Annotated in this window: 13 protein-coding genes; 4 read left to right on the plus strand and 9 right to left on the minus strand. The window is 55.6% G+C overall.

The window, feature by feature from the left end:
- Positions 1-614: 614 nt before the first annotated feature.
- Both ACUNV4_RS26450 and ACUNV4_RS26455 read left to right on the plus strand, forming a co-directional pair.
- Complete coding sequence (locus ACUNV4_RS26450) at positions 615-3065, plus strand: beta-mannosidase (RefSeq protein WP_430881665.1); 2451 nt, start codon at positions 615-617, stop codon at positions 3063-3065.
- A 3-nt stretch (positions 3066-3068) separates the two neighbouring features.
- Positions 3069-4106, plus strand: a complete 1038-nt coding sequence (locus ACUNV4_RS26455; protein WP_430881666.1) for a LacI family DNA-binding transcriptional regulator — start codon at positions 3069-3071, stop codon at positions 4104-4106.
- 35 nt (positions 4107-4141) lie between these two features.
- Here the strand turns inward: ACUNV4_RS26455 and ACUNV4_RS26460 are convergent, their stop codons facing one another.
- From ACUNV4_RS26460 to ACUNV4_RS26475, 4 genes are all read right to left on the minus strand, one after another.
- Positions 4142-5428, minus strand: a complete 1287-nt coding sequence (locus tag ACUNV4_RS26460; protein ID WP_430881667.1) for a lactate racemase domain-containing protein — start codon at positions 5426-5428, stop codon at positions 4142-4144.
- A 5-nt stretch (positions 5429-5433) separates the two neighbouring features.
- Positions 5434-6717 carry a TRAP transporter large permease gene (locus tag ACUNV4_RS26465; RefSeq protein WP_430881668.1) on the minus strand — a complete coding sequence of 428 codons (1284 nt, stop codon included), beginning with the start codon at positions 6715-6717 and terminating at the stop codon, positions 5434-5436.
- Position 6718: 1 nt separating this feature from the next.
- The gene (locus tag ACUNV4_RS26470; protein WP_430881669.1) at positions 6719-7213 is read right to left on the minus strand and encodes a TRAP transporter small permease; all 495 of its coding nucleotides are present in this window, start codon (positions 7211-7213) and stop codon (positions 6719-6721) included.
- Positions 7214-7294: 81 nt separating this feature from the next.
- Entirely contained in the window at positions 7295-8299 is a 1005-nt protein-coding gene (locus ACUNV4_RS26475; RefSeq protein WP_430881670.1) for a TRAP transporter substrate-binding protein, read from the minus strand.
- Positions 8300-8431: 132 nt separating this feature from the next.
- On the opposite strand from ACUNV4_RS26475, the gene ACUNV4_RS26480 reads away from it, so the two are divergent.
- The gene (locus tag ACUNV4_RS26480; RefSeq protein ID WP_430881671.1) at positions 8432-9142 is read left to right on the plus strand and encodes a GntR family transcriptional regulator; all 711 of its coding nucleotides are present in this window, start codon (positions 8432-8434) and stop codon (positions 9140-9142) included.
- 55 nt (positions 9143-9197) lie between these two features.
- Here ACUNV4_RS26480 and ACUNV4_RS26485 read toward each other — a convergent pair whose 3' ends face one another.
- From ACUNV4_RS26485 to ACUNV4_RS26500, 4 genes are read right to left on the minus strand one after another with little or no spacing between them, the layout of a single operon-like run.
- On the minus strand, positions 9198-9839 hold the full coding sequence (locus ACUNV4_RS26485) for a 2-dehydro-3-deoxy-6-phosphogalactonate aldolase (RefSeq protein ID WP_430881672.1): 642 nt from the start codon (positions 9837-9839) through the stop codon (positions 9198-9200).
- On the minus strand, positions 9836-10765 hold the full coding sequence (locus ACUNV4_RS26490) for a 2-dehydro-3-deoxygalactonokinase (RefSeq protein ID WP_430881673.1): 930 nt from the start codon (positions 10763-10765) through the stop codon (positions 9836-9838). Before ACUNV4_RS26490 ends, ACUNV4_RS26485 begins: the two co-directional genes overlap by 4 nt.
- The gene (locus tag ACUNV4_RS26495) at positions 10746-11417 is read right to left on the minus strand and encodes an RraA family protein (protein ID WP_430881674.1); all 672 of its coding nucleotides are present in this window, start codon (positions 11415-11417) and stop codon (positions 10746-10748) included. Before ACUNV4_RS26495 ends, ACUNV4_RS26490 begins: the two co-directional genes overlap by 20 nt.
- A 12-nt stretch (positions 11418-11429) precedes the next feature.
- A complete protein-coding gene (locus tag ACUNV4_RS26500) occupies positions 11430-12437 on the minus strand; it encodes a C-terminal binding protein (protein ID WP_430881675.1) in 1008 nt (335 codons plus the stop codon).
- 59 nt (positions 12438-12496) lie between these two features.
- On the opposite strand from ACUNV4_RS26500, the gene ACUNV4_RS26505 reads away from it, so the two are divergent.
- Entirely contained in the window at positions 12497-12715 is a 219-nt protein-coding gene (locus tag ACUNV4_RS26505) for a hypothetical protein (RefSeq protein WP_430881676.1), read from the plus strand.
- A 256-nt stretch (positions 12716-12971) separates the two neighbouring features.
- On the opposite strand, the gene ACUNV4_RS26510 is transcribed toward ACUNV4_RS26505, so the two are convergent.
- Positions 12972-14030, minus strand: a complete 1059-nt coding sequence (locus ACUNV4_RS26510) for a LacI family DNA-binding transcriptional regulator (RefSeq protein WP_430881677.1) — start codon at positions 14028-14030, stop codon at positions 12972-12974.
- Positions 14031-14221 lie beyond the last annotated feature (191 nt).

The following is a 14221-nucleotide window of genomic DNA, read 5'->3' on the forward strand; positions in this document are numbered from 1 at the left end:
GTGTTCCGTGTTCCGTGTTCCGTGTTCCGTGTTCCGTGTTCCGTGTTCCGTGTTCCGTGTTCCGTGTTCCGTGTTCCGATTCTGTGTGATACAACTCTGGCTCTATACGTAGCAGATGATCCTTGTTCGAGTACATGGCCAGCTAGTTGGAGAGCGCTACAAATCAGCGCTCCAGGCTGCTACCGATTGTCACGTCTGGTCGTGAATAAAATATCAACCGATCGTCGACGATGCCGCTGCGCCCCCTTGTTGATTGATGTGCATGAACTCGAGGTGGGCAGTCTGGCTGCTTGACTCGCACAACGTCGTGAAGTTCCACGAGGGTTATCGATACACCCATTGCCGTTGACAAGCCCCTGTTTCAGATATTACTATTGGGTGTAACGATAACCCTTCAGTTACGTTTGCATCATGAGCGAGGAGCAAGCAGTGAACTTGAGCTTCAAAGCATGGGATGTACGACGACTGGCCAGCAATGATGGCTTCAGGTGTATCGTTAACCCACAATGGTGACATCTGTTAAGACTTTCGATATTCGCTTCGGCCAATTTGCGGGCAACGGTGGTCGGGCGCGATACCACCTTTCCCTGGTCTGACCTGGAGAACGATCATCTATGAATTTCATGCATGAAGAAGCCTGTCCTGTCCTGACGCTTGACTCCGGTTGGCAGCTCTCACTCGTTGGGGGCGAGACCAGTCTGCAAGTCGACATACCGTTCGATGTGCACTCCTCACTATTGCAAGCCGGACACATTCAAGATCCTTACTGGCGCGATCGCGAACCGGAAACCGATTGGGTCCATCAGAGTGATTGGCTATTGAGCCGTGAGTTTGATATCCGTTCGCTCGAAGGGCGTTATACCCTGACCATGGACAAGGTGGATTGCCATGCGGTTGTCAGTCTGAACGGTACTCGAATCGGAGAGCTCGGGAACCGATTTCAGCGTCACGATCTGGATGTGACTGATGCGCTTGTTGAAGGTTGCAACCGGCTGGAAATACGTTTTCTGTCGAACTCTGCGGAAGCCAGACAGCGTGCTGACAGTGCACCGTTTCCGGTACCTCATATCGACTGGAATAACCGTATTCCGCATTACAACTTTCTGCGAAAGCCTCAGTGTGATGCCGGCTGGGACTGGAATATCGCACTGAGCCCTCTGGGGATCTATGGTGAGGTGCGTCTGCAGCGAACTGGTCCGCTGCGCCTGGACGATATTCTCGTGCGTCAGTTTCATCATGACGGACGGGTTCGTGTCGAATTCGACTTGCATATCGATGCCACTCGGCCGGTAGAGACCGATGCCCGCATGAGCGTGGGTGAACAGAACATAACAAAACCGGTGCAGATCTGGCCGGGAACCAATACAGTGCGTATGTCTGTCGAGATCGAACAGCCGCGTCTCTGGTGGCCGGTAGGGCATGGCAATCAGGAGATGTATGATGTGTCGGTATCGATCGGCGGTCAGGTGCGCAATCTACGCATCGGATTGCGAGAGATCGAGTTACTGACCGATAAAGACGAGATCGGACAGCGATTCGCCTTTCGCGTCAATGGCCGTGAGATCTTCATGCGCGGTGCCAACTGGATTCCTGCAGACGCTCTACCGCAACGCGCAACCCCCGGAGCCGTGGAAGACCTGCTGGACAGTGCAATCGACGCCAACATGAACATGCTGCGCATCTGGGGGGGCGGCACCTATGAGCCGGATTGGTTCTACGAGATGTGTTCGGAGCGAGGTCTGATGATCTGGCAGGATTTCATGTTCGCCTGCAATCTCTACCCTGCGCAGGACCGTGCCTGGCTGAACGGCGTACGTAGCGAGGCACGACAGCAGGTCCGCCGCCTGTCAGTCCATCCCTGCATGGCGCTCTGGTGTGGTGACAACGAACTGGTCGGGGCTCTCAGTTGGTTCAAGGAAGCGCAGGAAGACAGGGATCGATATCTTGCGCTCTACGACCGCCTCAACCATGCGTTGGAAGAAGTCATCGCCGAGGAGTCGCCGGATATTCCCTGGTGGCCATCTTCACCGAGTGTCGGTCCGCTGAATTTCGGCGACGGCTGGCATGACGATACCTCGGGCGACATGCATTTCTGGGATGTCTGGCACTCGGCCAAGGACTTCGAACACTACCGTTCGGTGCGTCCGCGCTTCTGCTCCGAGTTCGGTTTTCAATCCTTCCCCTCCATGCGACAGATCGAGAGTTTCACCGAGGAACGGGATCGCAACGTCTCATCCAGGGTGATGGATGTACATCAGCGCAACCGCGGGGGCAACAGCCGGATCGTGGAAACCATGGCGCGCTATTTCCGTTTTCCGGAGAAATTCGAGGACATGGTCTGGCTCAGTCAGATTGGACAGGGTCTGGCGATGAAGACTGCCATCGAGTTCTGGCGTTCGAGCAAGCCACGCTGCATGGGTACTCTCTACTGGCAACTCAACGACACCTGGCCGGTGGCCAGCTGGTCGAGCCTGGAGTACGGTGGCGGCTGGAAAGCGACCCATTACCTGGCGCGGCGATTCCACGCGGCTGTGTTGGTCACGGCGCAGCCGGACGCTGAAAGCGGTGACATCGTGCTATGGGCGGTCAACGATACCGACAGTGATGTGTCGCTATGCATCAACGCCCGTTCTGTCCGTTTTCAGGGAGAGATCATGGAGCTGGGCCAATGGCAGGCAAGTTGTCCCACAGACCGTGCGGTGGAAGTCGCACGCATCGAGTCCGGTTCCCTGGCCGAGGATGCCTTTGTGCATTTCGATTGGACTGATCCGAGCGATACACACGAGGGGGAGAGCGAATATCTGCCCAAAAGACCCAAGGAGTACGACATCGGCCTTCCATCCATCACGGCAGAAAAAGGCACTGCCGCTGATGGCACACCTCAGGTCACTCTGCACACCAATCGCCCGGCACTGTGGGTGACGTGGGACCTGGGCGGCGATATGGTATGGTCTGACAACTGTTTGACTCTGCTGCCCGGGCGCCCGAGAGTTTTACGAGCTACCCGTAAGCGGCAGTCGCAACTCCCCGATCGCGCTCCCGAGGCGCTGTCTCTGAAAGGATAGAACATGGCCCGGAACAGTCTCGGCGGTGAGCCGGTGACCTTGAAAACCATTGCAGCCGAACTGGGTGTGTCGGTGACGACGGTTGCGCGTGCTCTGAAGGATGGCCACAAGGTCGGGCCTGAAATGGTGCTCAAGGTGCGCAAGACCGCCGACCGTCTGGGCTACGTTCGCAATCTTGAAGGTGCGAAACTGCGCACCGGCAAGACGCTGGTCATCATGGCCTTTCTCAGCTTCACCGAGGAAGAGGAAATCGGCGATTCAGGCTCGGTGGGGTTGCTGCAAGGCATTCACAAGCGGCTTGCCGACACCGATTATTCGGTGCGTGCGGTGCCGGTGGCAATGGGCGATCTGGCACTTGAACAGGTCAGCGATGTGGTTCGAGGACGCAGTGCTGACGGCCTGATACTGGATCACACCGAGCTGCAGGATGAACGTGTCAAGCTTCTGCTCGAGGTCGATGTTCCCTTCGTGACTTACGGTCGCACCGAATTGCTGTCGCCACACGCCTGGTTTGATATCGACAACGAGTTTGCCGTCTGGCAGAGCACCACTGCCCTGCTGCAGGACGGATACAGGCGCGTGGCACTGGTCGATGGTGATCTGCGTTACAGCTATGTTCGTCAGCGCGTACGAGGTTATGAAAAAGCGCTTCACGAGTATGGTATCGAACTCGACCCGGCGCTGATTCACCACGACATGCTCAATGCAGACCGCGCTCGCAAGGCTGCCGTCAAACTGCTGGATTCCGGTGCCGACAGTTTTGTCTGCGTCAACGAGCTCACGTTTCTCGGTGCTCGCGCTGGTGCGCGTGATCGGCTCGGAGCCGGTGTGAATCGCCTGGGCTTCGCGTTGCGCTCCGGCACCAATATTGGTGAATACGTAGCTACCAAGGTCTACACCTCACACTATTCCAGACAGGAGGCGGGTTGGAAATTGGCAGACCTGTTGCTCAAGCGCATTGAAGGCACTTCTCCTGAGGACTGTCAGGAACTGGTGAAAACCACCTTGCGTGTCAACGGTGCAAGCCATGAAGCGCTGTGATCATGGCTACGTTCAGCCTGTCGTGCATGATGGATTCACTGTTTCAGCAGTTGGCCATCGCAGGTGAATCGCAACGGCTCTGACTCGCCAGACACACTCAATTGGGGGTGGGAGTCAACGTCTGGCAATAGCGCTGGGGAGACTCGAATGTGACTGATTTCCAGTGTATTTCTGATCCTGACGATCCTTGCATTGTCCACTGTTGTGCGGTTGCAGGTTTTCAAGGCAACCGCTATTGCCTCTCGGTCCGAATTCATGATGATCGGGAGCTTGGCCGGACCGGGGATCGTCGCAGTGATTGCGTTGGTATACATGGCTCCGAGGTCGATTTTCTCCACGCAGTGGCGTGTGGTGAAGTCAGCCATGCCAATACCCACGGCGTTGCCCTGCGATTGCGGCGTGACATCAAGCACCACGATTTTCTGGATGTTCGGAGATTCAAAACCTGGCAGACCCGACCCGGGGCGGCCTGTCACATTCGGATCCATGCCTTCGCCACTGATGTTCTTGCCGATTTCATCGACAATCAGTAAATCGATATCGGTAAAAAGGAGGCGCGCCAATGAACCTTTTGCTCGTTCCAGAAGTGACATTTCTCGCGACATTATCTGCTCCGCCGGTATGACCTCAAGCTCCATCAATTCATCAAAGGCGTTCTCCAGTATGGCAAGCCCGAGGACTACCGGTAGCTTGTCCAGCAATAGCCTGGCAGCTGAGGGCAGTAGCTCGTGGAACCGGGAAAAACCATGGTCGTGCAAGGCAACAGCTCCCTTGTGTTTGGCCAGACCGATGCTCAGCATCTTGACCAGGCCACTTTCGTAGCTTCCCTTGAAATCGGCGTGGGGTTTGATCTTGTTTGCAACCACAATGGCGTCAGCTTCAAAGGCAATACGATCACAATACAGGGGCGTGCCATCCTCAAGCCGAGCGACTTGCACCACCTCCATTGAGGAACGTATCGGGGCGCCAATACGCTCTTCAGTAATGCCATAGCCGGCCAGGACCCGAGTTTGACCCTCGGCGGTTGCCCCGCCATGACTGCCCATGGCGGGCACAATGAAGGGTTCAGCGCCCTTGTTACGCAGGCCGTCAATCAGGGCTTTTGTTATCTCCTCGATTCGTGAAATTCCGCGACTGCCCACAGTCAAGGCAATGGACTTGCCACTGATCAGAGAATCCGGAATTTTCTGCAGTTCATCGGCAATGTGTGCCCCGACATCCTTCAGGCGTTGTCTCTCGAAGTGCTGTTCCACCGGTGTTAGCGGTGGAAAGGAGAAGTCGAGCCCTCCTTCCACCGTGACATTGATTGAATCCAGTTTCATGGGTCTCACCACAATGAGGGAAGGGTCAGAGACAATGAGGGTACATAGGTAATCAGCAGCAACAAGATGAGCATTCCCGCAAAATACGGCAGTATCGCGCGACTGATCCGCTCTATCGATACTCCGGAGATGCCGCTGGCAACGAACAGATTGACACCCAGTGGCGGAGTACAGAATCCGATGGCAAGATTGACAGTCATCATCACGCCAAAGGCAATCGGGTCTACGCCAATGGCTATTGCCACAGGCAACAGAATCGGGGTCATTATGATGATCGAGGAAATCGTTTCCATGAACATCCCGATGACCAGAAGCAGCAGGTTCATCAACAACAGTATGATGACGGGGTTGTCGGAGAGACCCGTGATTGTCGTTGCAAGAGTAGATGGTATTTGCAAAATGGTGATCATTCTGCCAAAGGCCGTGGCCATGATGACCAGTATCAGAATCGTGCCGCTTGTCTTGGCACTCTCGGCCAGGATTTCAGGCAAGTCGGTCAGTTTGATATTCTTGTAGACAAACAAGCCGACTATTGCCGCATACACAACCGCGACCGCACCTGCCTCTGTGGGGGTGAACACACCGCTATAGATTCCTCCGAGGATTATGCCCGGTACCAGCAATGCCCAGATGGATTCACGAAATGTCTGCCGTACGCGGCGCCATGCAAACGGATGGCTCGATTCCTTGCTGGTTGGGTCCTTGCGTAGTAGCAGCCACGATATGAACATGAACATCAGCGCAAAGAGAATTCCGGGTACCACGCCTGCGAGAAAGAGCTTGCCGATTGACACTTCAGCGGTGACACCATAGATGATGAACGGAATGCTGGGAGGTATGAGCACTCCAATCATTCCCGACGACGCTGTGAGCGAACTGCTGAAACTACGTGTGTAGCCCACCTTCTCCATTTCAGGGATGAGATTCGAGCCAATAGCCGCTACGGTTGCCGGTGAGGACCCGGAAATTGCTGCGAAGAAGACACAAGCCAGGACATTGACGTAGGCCAGACCCGCTCGCACATGGCCGATCAACGAATTTGCGAATGCAACAAGTCCACGCGACATGCCACCTTGCTGCATCAGATCACCGGCAAGTATGAACAGTGGTACTGCAATCAGTGGAAAGGAGTCGGCGCCCGTGACGACCGATCTGGCAAGCAGAACTATCGGTGGCGCCCCGTCAACAAACAACATCACGAACAGTGTTGCAAGGCCGAGACAGATGCCTATGGGCGCGCTGATCAACAGCAAGATCAGCAATACGGTAAACAGAACGCTGGCTATCATGTCAGGCAATTCCTGTAGTTGTCTGGCGCAATACCTTCAGGGTTGCGAGCAGATGCTGCACGATTCGCACAGACGATAACAATGCCCCGGCAGGCGCAGAGGCGTACAAAATGGGAATCGGCAACCCGAGAACAACCGAATTCTGGCTGGCCACGAAGGGCTGTCTCATCAGATCGAGACACTCCCAGGACAAGACGAGCATGAAGGCGAGAACAAGTAGATCGACCACCATGTTCATCATCAATCGACCGCGCTCAGGCAGTAAATCTCTGAATACGGTGATTCGCACGTGTGCGTTTCGCTGGAAGGCATAGCTGACAGACAGCCAGACAAACCAGACGAAAATCCACAATGTGAGTTCTTCCCCCCATGAGAGGGAATCGTTCATCACATAGCGCATTATCACGTTGACAGTAATCAGCACTACCGTTGCGGCCAGTAGTGTCGCGATCAGATACTTCTCCAGATTGGCGTCTAGCCACCTCAGAACTGCCATGATTTCCCTCCGATTCAAGCGTGTAAGGGGGCGCTCATTCCGAGCTGAGCACCCCTGCTGGAGATAACGATTGCGCAGAAATCAGTTGCCTGCTGCGTCGTCTATTGCCTGGATCCAGCCGTCATAGATCTCGGCACCGACTTCTTCCTTGTAGTCGCTGCGAACGGCCTCTGTCTGAATCGCAAAACCCTTGCGCTGCTCTGCAGTCAGATCGGATATCTGCACACCGGCTTCGCCGATTTTCTTCAATTGCCCTGCCTCTTCGGCATCGACCAGTTCCTGCTGGTAAGCGGCGGCCTCCTGCATGGCATCACGGAGCAGGGTTTGCTGTTCTTCAGGCAGACTGCTCATGAAATGCTGGCTGATTACCGGTATGTAGACGGTGAATACATGCCCGGTAAGAGACAGGTATTTCTGAACCTCCTGAAATCGTTGTGAATCGATGATCGCAATGGGGTTCTCCTGTCCATCGATTACGCCCTGCTGTAACGCCGAATAGACTTCACCGAAGTTCATGGGTGTGGGATTGGCACCCAGTGTCTCGAAGGTCGCCACGTGGGCGGGTACCTTCATCGTGCGTAGCTTGACGCCTTGCAAGTCTTCCGGGGTTTCGATGGCACGTACATTGTTCGTGATATGACGCAGGCCGTTTTCCATCCATCCCAGCCCTGTCAGGCCCAGAGGTTCCAGACGCTCCAGCATTTGCTTGCCTGTGTCTCCATTGAGTACGTCAAGCGCTACTTCCTTGCTGGGATACACATAAGGCAGTTCCACGACTGCAAAGGCAGGATCCCATCCGGCAAAGAATGAGGACGGCGAGACCGCCATTTCAAGAACACCGGACTGAACGCCTTCGATCATTTCCCGGTCTGGGCCCATCTGCGATGAAGGAAATATCTGTACATCGATCTCTCCCTCCGACCTCTCCTCCACCAGTTCTTCAAAGTGGAGCAGCGCTCGGTGCATATGGTACTGCTCGTTTGCACCATGACCGATTTTTATCGTCGTTGCCGCATTTACCTGCGTCATCACGCCAAGGGTCAGCGCAGTAGCGAGTGAGCAAGTGAGTAAATTCTTGTTGATCAAGACAGCCTCCAGTAGTTGATGTCAGACCCAATACATTGGAATCTGATGTGTAATGTATCAGACATCAAATTGCACTACAAGCATTTGTGGTAGCGTATCGTCCATCTTCAATTTCGTAGAACCACAGTTCGCATGCACAGCCATCAGATCGACAAGATAAAGACGCCGTCTGCGTTGTCAGACATCGCTGCCGATGCCATTCGGAATGCAATCGTCACGGGCCAATACGAGTTGGGTGCGCCGCTATCGGAGAACGCCCTGTCGGAGGCAACCGGGATCAGCAAGACACCGATTCGCGATGCGCTGGCTCAGCTCAGACACGAAGGTCTGGTGAGGATCGTGCCGCGCAAAGGCACGTTCGTTTTCACGCTGAGTGTTGATGATGTCGCGCAGTTGGGACGCTACCGCTATCTGCTGGAATCTGCCGCGTTGGAACTGTCGTGGCGGCATAACGAGGAAGCTCTTCTCCAGGCTCTGAGAAAGACCTGCGAAGAGATGACACTGGCGCACGGAGAATCAGACCTGGCATCCTATCTCGCAATTGACGGACGTTTTCACCAGGAGCTCGTCAGCTTTTGCGACAACGATTTTCTGCTGCGGGGATACAAGGGAATCAGTAGTCAGGTAGCGGCAATTCGAACTCACTTGTCTCAGTATCCTGAACACACGGACAAATCCAAGCATGAGCACTTTGAAATTCTGAGGCTGCTGCAGAACCGCTCAATTGAAGAGGCGAAGCAGGTGCTGGAGCGACACGTCACGCGAGGTGAGCGTACATTTGCCGCGGGTACTGCTGATATCACCGCCGCAGGGCGCGACGGGAAAAAGACAAGAGGCAAGTGATCGAGGGCTTCTTGCAACAGGTACAAGAGCCCTCCGTATCGATTGAACTCGTCTCCTACTGATCCTGTGGGTTGACAAGTTTCGTATGTGCCTCGATAAATGCCGAGGCACGTTCGGCAATTTCCACGCTCTTGAGCTCTGGTTTGAACAGAGCCGATCCCAAGCCGAAACAATTGGCTCCCGCAGCATGATAGTGAGCCAGTGTCTCGGGTGTGATGCCCCCAACGACAGCAACCATCGTGTCGTCCGGCAGCACTGCCCGCACTGCCGAAATCGCTCCAGGAGAAACCAGTTCGGCTGGAAAGAACTTCAGTACCGATGCACCAAGGCTTAGCGCAGAAAACGCTTCGGTGGGTGAAAGCACACCGGGGCACCATGTTGCGCCGAGCTTCACCGCCCTTCTCCCTACCCGGGCATCCGTATTGGGCGAAACGATGATCCGCCCACCCGCTTCGACAACCGAGTCGACCTGGTTGGCGCTCAGTACCGTGCCAGCCCCCACGATGATCTGCTGGCCGTAGCGCCTGGCAATGCGTTGAATTGATTCCAGAGGTGCCGGGGAATTCAGGGGCACCTCCAGTATGCGAAAACCGGTTTCGACCAGCAGGTCGGCAACGTCGAGTGCTCGATCCGGGTCCAGTCCACGCAGGATTGCGATCAGTGGGCGCTCCGAGCTGGCTTCTTCCCAGGTAATCATGGTATGAGTCCTGCCGCTCGTGCGATCGCAATGTGGCCTCGTGAAACTACATTATCCGGTACTCTGGTGCAGGGTATTCCTGCGACACCCAACGCTACTTCGTAGCGTTGGGCCAGGTCGTCACGACACATGACGGCAACGCCGGTACATGTCTCGCGACCTCTGGCCAATGGTGAAGCTATCTCTGCGCCAATCAATAGTCCCGACAGATAATCACTGACCATGCTCTTGTCGATGATGTCGAACAGCGGCAAGGTGCGAACCCGAAACAATCGGTGCAGCAGATCCTGTCCCGCCTCCAGGCCTGCATTCACGCCCGACAGAAAGCCCTTCTTGCTGAATGAGGCGTCTTCGTCATCCATCAGCTTGCCTAGAACGGAGTGAGAACGAAGCAGGCTGAACATTTCCCCTGTCATGAAGGTGGAGAAACCCTCGATACAGCCCTTGTTGACTCTGATCCACTTGCTATGTGTGCCAGGAAGCACGAACAGATTCTCGTTCATGCCCGTATCCACCGCACCTAGAATCTGTGTTTCCTCGCCTCGCATGACATCGGGAGCACCGCCATGTTCCGCTTTCACGCCCGGAACAAGATGAACACGGTAGCCCTGGCTTGTCGTCCGGGTCGTCAAGGCACCAGCCAGAGTGTCCACTTGCGCAGGTGCCTCGATGTAGGGGGTTTCCATCCAGCCATTGCGACTGCCAATCATGCCCGATGCCACGATCGGTAGATCACGCCACTTCGCCCAGACCGCTACCTGTCGGTGTAGCTCTGCCTCGAAATCACAATCCCTGATTTGCATGATGCCCTTATCGCTGGATCGACAATCGAGTACAAGCCCTTCCCGGTCCAACAGGTGCGCACGAAACGAGGACGTGCCCCAATCAAGCCCGATGAGGGCGGGGTCAGATGCGACCGAACTCATTGAGCAGGTCCTCGATGGTCTTGCCTTGAGCGACCCATTCTCGCGTCGTTGCTTCGCGATCAGCCTGCTCCTGGGCCTTTTCAACGATTTCCTCCGCCTTGTCGAGAGGAATCACGGTCACTCCCATCAGGTCGGCGACAATGAAATCGCCGGGGTTGACGGCAACGCCACCACAGGCAATCGGTACATTGATGGACAGTTCTTCCTTGCGTCCGGAGAACATTGTATGAGTTCCCCTGGGTGTAATGGCCCGTGTCCAGATTGGCCAGTTGATGTCCTCGAGCTCATCGGTGTCACGCCCTGCACCATCCACGATCATGCCGCGAATGCCTCGGTTCTGCGCAAGCCCACCCATCAAGCCACCGCATACGGATGTATTGGTATCTCCGCCGGCGTCGACGACGATGATATCGCCATCCTGGCCCATTTCGAGTGCTTTCAGCGGATCCACCAGATCGCCCTTGGAAAGCTGCACGGTAATAGCCTGACCCGTGATCTTTGCGCGAAAAGCGGGCTTGATGCCACTGTCCATCACGCCTGTCCGGTATTGCACGTCGGCAAAGACAGCGGCAGCGGAGTAGCATTCCAGAACCTGGTCGAATTTCTTCAGAAGTTCCGGGCGACGTTCAAAGTCATTGTATATCTGTAGCATGTCTGTTTTCAGTCAGTGGTAGCGAGTTTGGGCGAGTGCATCGGCATTGACAGGGAAATCGGGAGATTGCCCGGTCAGGACCTTTGCAACCTGGGTTGCAGCACGTTCACGTGCGGATTGAATCGATTCTTCCGAATAATAAGCAGCGTGCGGTGTGACCAGCACGTTGGGTAGTGAGAACAAGGGATTGTCTTGCGGGCTCCATGAAGAGCACTTTGCCGGCTCCTCCTCGGGGTCATCGAGCCCTGCTGCGGCAACTTGTCCTTCCTTCAGTGCTCGATAGAGGGCCTTGTTGTCTATCGTCGGTCCGCGGCCTGTATTGACGACGATCGCGCCTGGCTTCATGGCGGCGAACTCGCTGTCAGACAGAAAGTGATGAGTCTGTGTCGACATCGGGGCCTGCATCAGCAAGTAGTCCGATCGGGCGAGCAGTTGAGTCTTGTCCACGAGCTCTACGCCATGTGCTTTTGCGGCGGATTCCGAGAGGTAGGGGTCATAGGCAACGACATTGACGCCAAAGGCCTTTGCACGTAGTGCAATGGCTTGACCAATCTTCCCGAACGAGACCACACCCATGGTGCGACCGCGAAGTCGGTACACGGGTTTGCCACTCTGCCAGCGCCAGATGCCCTGGTGCGTCGCACGGTCGTAATCGGTCAGTTTACGAGCCAGTGTCAGCCATAGTGAAATTGCATGATCGGCAACCTCCTCCGTGCAGTAATCAAGCACATTGGTGACGAGGATACCGCTACGGGTTGCTGCCTCAACGTCGACGATGTCAACCCCGACGCCGTAGCGTGCGATGACCTTGCAATGTTGCATTCGGGAAATCGTGTCAGCGCCGACGCGAGCGTATTGATTCATCATCGCGAAACAACTGCTCGCTACCTCGAAGAGGTCTTCCTCGCGTTTGGCCTGCAGGGCGATGACTTCAGCGCCGAGAGGCTCAAGTATTTCTCGTTCAACATCTGTATCGCCATAGTCATAGTCGGTAATGACGACCTTGGGTCGCGGGTTCATGTACTTCTCCTGAATGTCGATCTGTCGGGGTTGCATCCGATCCGCTATCGATGACCGGCATGGCCACCCTCGCCCGGATACCGACCGATGGCAGCAACAGCGCGGATGGAAGGGGTCGTGTGAGCAGCAATTTCAACGATGAAATTATGATATCTGATGTATCAGACATCTGTCAAACTTTTTTTGCATCGTTGAAGTCTGCTGATATTGCGACGAAGAAGAGACAGGACGGCGCAGGTAGAGCACATTTGGCCAGTGAGGTTGCAGACAAATTCTGAATGCCGCTGCGCTGCGTCTGGCGTTCGCCCTGATGTTGCGCAGGCGAGGTTCCGCGTCAGCGGTGCTGCACAGATTCGATGTTGCCTGGGAGCAGGTATTGGTGCTGCCTGGTGCTGAACGAGGGCGAGAAGTCGCAGTGATGCCCTCTCTCGGCGGGTCAGCAATATCTCTCGACCTTGCCTTCGCGCGACTGGGTGATCGAGGTGTCCGGTCAGTCTGCGGAGGCCGGATCAGGTGTATCAATCCTGTCGAAGGCTACTGAGCACCACTTCCCTGCCCAAGCCTGGCGGGATACAACTCTGGCGCAATCAGAACCAATTGGTTTTCGTCCTGGCCACTGTCCAGCAGATCGAAGGCCGTCCGAATCAGTTGCCGGTGCCGTTGCCTGATCATGTGCACTGGAAAACGTAGCCACTGCCCGTAAGGTTCATAGTCGAAGCAGCCGATGGAGACCTTGTGCAACTCGGTTTCGGGTCGCTGCACCAGAAACTGCAGTATGGATTCGAAGACATTGATCGAATTGACGAACAGGCCGGCGGGTAGCCCACCAAGACGGCTTGCCAGTTCTTCCATGGCAGCGAGAGCCGGCGCTGACTGATAACCGCAGGCAATGATCTGATCGTCTCTGCATGTGCCCAGACGTTCGGTGACAACATCGCGGAAGCTCGCAATTCGCGATGCCGAGGCATGCAGCGTGGCGTCGCCGCCGATCAGGTACACCTGGTTGCGTTTTTCCGGCACTTTTGACGGCAGGGTATCGAATATTGCTTCGGTCAGCTGTCGAGCACCGACAACATTGTCGGTGACGGCTGATCTTGCTCCCTGACAGGGTTGGTCGAGAAACACGGTAGGCAGGCTGGCTGCCTCACTCACGCGATGAATATTCTCTGGATGCGCAGCACCGGCAACAAACAGAGCGTCGATCGAGTAGCTCAGAAGGTTCTGGACAGCGTCGGTTTCAGCCTTGCCGTCCCTCTGGGTGGCGATGATGATCGGGCACTGCCCACGCTTTCTGGCTTCCTGGGTGAAACTCTGCGCCAGATCAGAGAAGAACCGGTTGTCGTGTTCGGGAATCAGGAGCCCGATCAGATCGGATCGAGCTGTGCGCAGTCCACGCGCCTGTCGGTTGATCGCATATCCCATCTCATTGGCCGTGCTGATGATCCGCTCGGCAGTTTCGGGGCGAATGCGGCGTGACTTCCAACGGCCGCTGAGTGCCGCACTGACAGTAGACGGCGATGACCCCGTTTCGCGGGCAATGTCATAGATCGTGGTCGATTGCTTGCGGGACTCGGTTCGCTGGCCCTTGCTCATGAGAAATTTGTTCCCGATTCATGTTCCGTGGTTGACACAGTACCTCATGCGGGAGTACGGTGCACCATCGATTGTGCAACACAATATCACAACGTTCGGACCGGATTCATCAGATCGACCTGACAGTGGCTCTTGTACAGACAGCCACATCAGAAACCAAGCAGGAGAATGCACCACATGAGGAAGACACA

This window comes from Granulosicoccus sp. 3-233, assembly GCF_052681095.1.

Coding starts and splice junctions, on each gene's coding strand:
- ACUNV4_RS26465 (WP_430881668.1), bottom strand. CDS start 6,717: ATGATAGCCAGCGTTCTGTTTACCGTATTGCTGATCTTGCTGTTGATC.
- ACUNV4_RS26500 (WP_430881675.1), bottom strand. CDS start 12,437: ATGAACCCGCGACCCAAGGTCGTCATTACCGACTATGACTATGGCGAT.
- ACUNV4_RS26510 (WP_430881677.1), bottom strand. CDS start 14,030: ATGAGCAAGGGCCAGCGAACCGAGTCCCGCAAGCAATCGACCACGATC.
- ACUNV4_RS26495 (WP_430881674.1), bottom strand. CDS start 11,417: ATGCTACAGATATACAATGACTTTGAACGTCGCCCGGAACTTCTGAAG.
- ACUNV4_RS26455 (WP_430881666.1), top strand. CDS start 3,069: ATGGCCCGGAACAGTCTCGGCGGTGAGCCGGTGACCTTGAAAACCATT.
- ACUNV4_RS26485 (WP_430881672.1), bottom strand. CDS start 9,839: ATGATTACCTGGGAAGAAGCCAGCTCGGAGCGCCCACTGATCGCAATC.
- ACUNV4_RS26450 (WP_430881665.1), top strand. CDS start 615: ATGAATTTCATGCATGAAGAAGCCTGTCCTGTCCTGACGCTTGACTCC.
- ACUNV4_RS26505 (WP_430881676.1), top strand. CDS start 12,497: ATGGCCACCCTCGCCCGGATACCGACCGATGGCAGCAACAGCGCGGAT.
- ACUNV4_RS26490 (WP_430881673.1), bottom strand. CDS start 10,765: ATGAGTTCGGTCGCATCTGACCCCGCCCTCATCGGGCTTGATTGGGGC.
- ACUNV4_RS26480 (WP_430881671.1), top strand. CDS start 8,432: ATGCACAGCCATCAGATCGACAAGATAAAGACGCCGTCTGCGTTGTCA.
- ACUNV4_RS26470 (WP_430881669.1), bottom strand. CDS start 7,213: ATGGCAGTTCTGAGGTGGCTAGACGCCAATCTGGAGAAGTATCTGATC.
- ACUNV4_RS26460 (WP_430881667.1), bottom strand. CDS start 5,428: ATGAAACTGGATTCAATCAATGTCACGGTGGAAGGAGGGCTCGACTTC.